The 3653-nt window shown below is 64.5% G+C and carries 4 protein-coding genes; all 4 read right to left on the reverse strand.

Translation table 11 applies throughout. The annotated features are described in order from the left end of the window. The coding region (locus B4L36_RS16080; RefSeq protein WP_292959162.1) for a phosphate ABC transporter ATP-binding protein at positions 1-546 on the reverse strand (546 nt) is incomplete at its 3' end. A 20-nt stretch (positions 547-566) separates the two neighbouring features. Beyond that, complete coding sequence (pstA, locus tag B4L36_RS16085) at positions 567-1919, reverse strand: phosphate ABC transporter permease PstA (protein WP_292959163.1); 1353 nt, start codon at positions 1917-1919, stop codon at positions 567-569. Further along, positions 1916-3121, reverse strand: a complete 1206-nt coding sequence (gene pstC / locus B4L36_RS16090) for a phosphate ABC transporter permease subunit PstC (RefSeq protein ID WP_292959164.1) — start codon at positions 3119-3121, stop codon at positions 1916-1918. The genes pstA and pstC overlap by 4 nt, the downstream gene beginning before the upstream one ends. 66 nt (positions 3122-3187) lie before the next feature. After that, positions 3188-3653: substrate-binding domain-containing protein (locus tag B4L36_RS16095; protein ID WP_292959165.1), on the reverse strand; the 466-nt coding region annotated here is incomplete at its 5' end.

Genomic DNA, 3653 nt, shown 5'->3' on the forward strand with positions numbered 1-3653 from the left:
CACCTCGGGCGATGTCGCGACCGCGCGGGCAATGCACAGGCGCTGCTGTTGGCCACCCGACAGCCCGGTGCCGGGTTCGGAAAGCCGGTCCTTGACCTCGTTCCACAGGGCCGCGCCGCGCAGGCTGCGTTCCACGATCTCGTCCAGTTCGGCGCGGTTGCGCGACAGGCCATGAATGCGCGGCCCGTAAGCCACGTTGTCGTAGATGGATTTGGGAAACGGGTTCGGCTTCTGGAACACCATGCCAACCTTGGCGCGCAATTGCACCGGATCGACGCGACGGTCGTAGATATCCTCGTGGTCCAGCGTGATCCTGCCTTCGACGCGGCAGATCGGGATGGTGTCGTTCATCCGGTTGATGCAGCGCAAAAAGGTCGACTTGCCGCAACCCGAGGGGCCGATGAAGGCCGTCACGGTCTTGTCGAGGATATCGACATCCACGTCCTTGATGGCATGTGTATCGCCGTAAAAGACCTGCACACCCCTGGCCGAAATCTTGTTGTTCAACTGGTTCACTGCACTCTCCGGGCGGTTCGTGTCGTACATATTGTCCTCCTTCGCCCGGATTACCAACGGCGTTCGAACCGGCGGCGCAGCCAGATCGCCAGCAGGTTCATACACATCAGCAGGACCAACAGCACGATGATCGCGCCCGAGGCACGCTCGATGAAGGCGGGATCAGCCCGCTGGGTCCAGTTATAGACCTGCACGGGCAGGGCCGAGGCGGGGTCGAACAGACCCTCCGGCGGCGCCGCCGGGAAGTTCTTGACGAAGGCGACCATGCCGATCAGCAGCAGCGGCGCCGTCTCGCCCAGGGCCTGCGCCAGCCCGATGATGGTTCCGGTCAGGATGCCGGGCATGGCCAGCGGCAGGACGTGATGAAAGACCGACTGCATCTTTGACGCCCCCACCCCAAGTGCCGCATCGCGGATCGAGGGCGGCACCGCCTTCAGCGCCGCGCGGGTCGAGATGATGATCGTCGGCAGCGTCATCAGCGTCAGCACGAGGCCGCCGACGATGGGCGCCGATTGCGGCAATCCGGCGAAGTTGATGAAGGCCGCCAGCCCGAGGATGCCGAAGACGATCGACGGCACGGCGGCGAGATTCGAGATATTGACCTCGATCACGTCGGTCCAGCGGTTCCTGGGGGCGAATTCCTCAAGATAGATGCTGGCTCCGACGCCGATGGGCACGGCCAGGAACAGCACCACCAGCATCATGTAGAGCGAACCCAGGATCGCCACGCCCACGCCCGCGGCTTCGGGCCGCTGGTCCGAGGCATCGGGATTGGTCAGGAAATTCCAGTTGAAGCGCGTCACCAGCAGGCCGCGGTCGCGCAACGCCTCGGCCAGTTGGAGCTGACGGGGCGAGGTGTTGTTGTCGGCGGCGGCGCTTTCCATGCTGACGCGGCCCTTGAAATAGCCATCCACCCGGCCGTTCACCAGCACGTTCACATCGACCACCTGCCCGATCAGGTCAGGATTGGCCAGCACCCGGTTGCGCAACTGCGCCGACGCCTCTCGTGAAATCAGCCCGTCGATATCCTTCGCGGACAGGTCGGGGATCTGGATGCCGGTATCGGCGATCGCCTGTTCGACCGCCGTGTCCAGAACCGGCCCATAGGTCAGCGTCAGAACCTTTGCCATCTCGCCCGGGTCGCGGTTGCCCTTGGGATCCAGCTTTGCGGCGGGCAGGGCGACCGGGATCGAAAGATAGGTCTGACGAAAGGCGCCGGCACCGCCGGAGATGATCGTGGTCAGCAGAACGACCAGCGCAACCATGGCCACGCCGATGGCGATGGCGCCATAGCGGCGAAACCGTCTCTCGGCGGCGTTGCGGCGGCGGGTGCGGGCATCGGCCACCAGCAACGAGGATCGCGGTCTGGCATCACCGCCTGCGGAGATCGGAAGATCGGTCATTCGTACTGCTCGCGATATTTGCGCACGATATACAATGCGACGATGTTCAACCCCAGCGTGATCACGAACAGGGTCAGGCCGAGGGCAAAGGCGACCAGCGTCTCGGGCGCAGCGAAATCGTTGTCGCCGGTCAGCTGGCTGACGATCTTGACGGTGATCGTCGTCATCGCCTCGAAGGGATTCAGGCTCATTCTGGCCGCGGCACCGGCACCCAGGACCACGATCATCGTCTCTCCGATGGCGCGGGACGCCGCCAACAGGACCGCGCCCACGATTCCCGGAAGGGCGGCGGGCAGGACGACCTGGCGGATGGTCTCGGAGGGTGTGGACCCAAGGCCAAGCGCGCCATCGCGCAGGCTCTGCGGGACGGCGTTGATGATGTCGTCGCTGAGCGAACTGACGAAGGGGATCAGCATGATCCCCATGACCAGTCCCGCCGTCAGCACCGAGGATCCGGAATTGCCAAGGCCCAGCGGCTGGGCGAAATAGTCGCGCAGCATCGGTCCGACCGTGATCAGCGCGAAAAGGCCGTAGACGATGGTGGGGATGCCGGCAAGAACCTCGATCGCGGGCTTGGCGATGGCGCGCACCCGGCGCGTGGCATATTCGGACATGTAGATCGCGGCGAAAAGCCCGATGGGCACCGCGACCAGCAGGGCGATCAGGCTGATATACAGCGTGCCCCACAACAGCGGCAGGAGGCCAAGCCGGGAGTTTCCCTGAAAGCGCGGCGTCCATTCGGTGCCGAAGAAGAAGTCGGTCCAGCTGTATTTGCGAAAGAAGCTGCCGGTCTCGAACAGCATCGACAGCACGATCCCCGCCGTGGTCAGGATGGCGATGGTCGAGCACAGGATCAGCAGACCAAGAACGATCGCTTCGACCGTGTTGCGCGCCTTGAAGCCGACGCCGATCCGGCTGACGCCCCAGCCAAGCCCGGCCAGAGAAGCCGCGATGGCAAAAACGCCGACAAGGGTTCCGGCCTCGGCCGTCAGGATACCCGTCATGCGCAGCCCCGCGGCAACGACCAGCACGGCGACAGCCGGGGTCAGGGTCAGCAGCGCGACGCCGGCGCCATGATAGACGGGGCGACTGTGCAGATCGCGGACATCCGGGCCAGCGACCGAGAATGCGCGGCCGCGACCAACCAGATAACCGGCGGCGGCCAGGACTGCTGCGATGAAAAGCGCCCAGGACATCGGCATCGGGATTTCCTCTTGGCGAAGCAAGGAGGGGCGGCGCGAGGCGGACCCGCGTCGCCCGGCGCCCGGTCAGGGCATGTCGATGGTTGTCTGGTTGGCCACGGCGTCCTGCGTCGCGGCCAGTTCAGGATCCGAGACAAGGCCATACTGGGCCAGCGGACCATCCGGACCGGCCAGCGCGTCCGAGACGAAGAACTGGACATAATCCTCCAGCCCCGGAATCGTGCCGATATGCTGTTTCTTGACATAGAAATACAGCGGTCGTGAAACCGGGTATTCGCCAGAGGCGATCGTCTCGGTCGAAGGCGCGACGCCCGACATGGTGCCCACCTTCAGCTTGTCCATGTTGTTTTCGTAGAAGGACAGGCCGAACACGCCGATGCCGTTTGGTGCGCTGTCGATGCGCGACAGCGTCTCGGTGTAGTCGCCGTCGATATCCACGGCGACGCCATCGGTGCGCAGGGTCATGCAGGCCTCTTCGGCCTTGTCGTCGTCGCCCATCTCGGCCTTGAAGACCTCCATCGCGCCGGATTCC

Origin of the sequence: Paracoccus sp. UBA889 (genome assembly GCA_002294185.1) — a bacterium.
In the GTDB taxonomy this organism is placed as follows: Bacteria; Pseudomonadota; Alphaproteobacteria; order Rhodobacterales; family Rhodobacteraceae; genus Paracoccus.

What these genes read in the sequence shown, in the direction of transcription:
- pstC (WP_292959164.1), bottom strand. Translation starts at nt 3,121, where the DNA reads ATGCCGATGTCCTGGGCGCTTTTCATCGCAGCAGTCCTGGCCGCCGCC.
- pstA (WP_292959163.1), bottom strand. Translation starts at nt 1,919, where the DNA reads ATGACCGATCTTCCGATCTCCGCAGGCGGTGATGCCAGACCGCGATCC.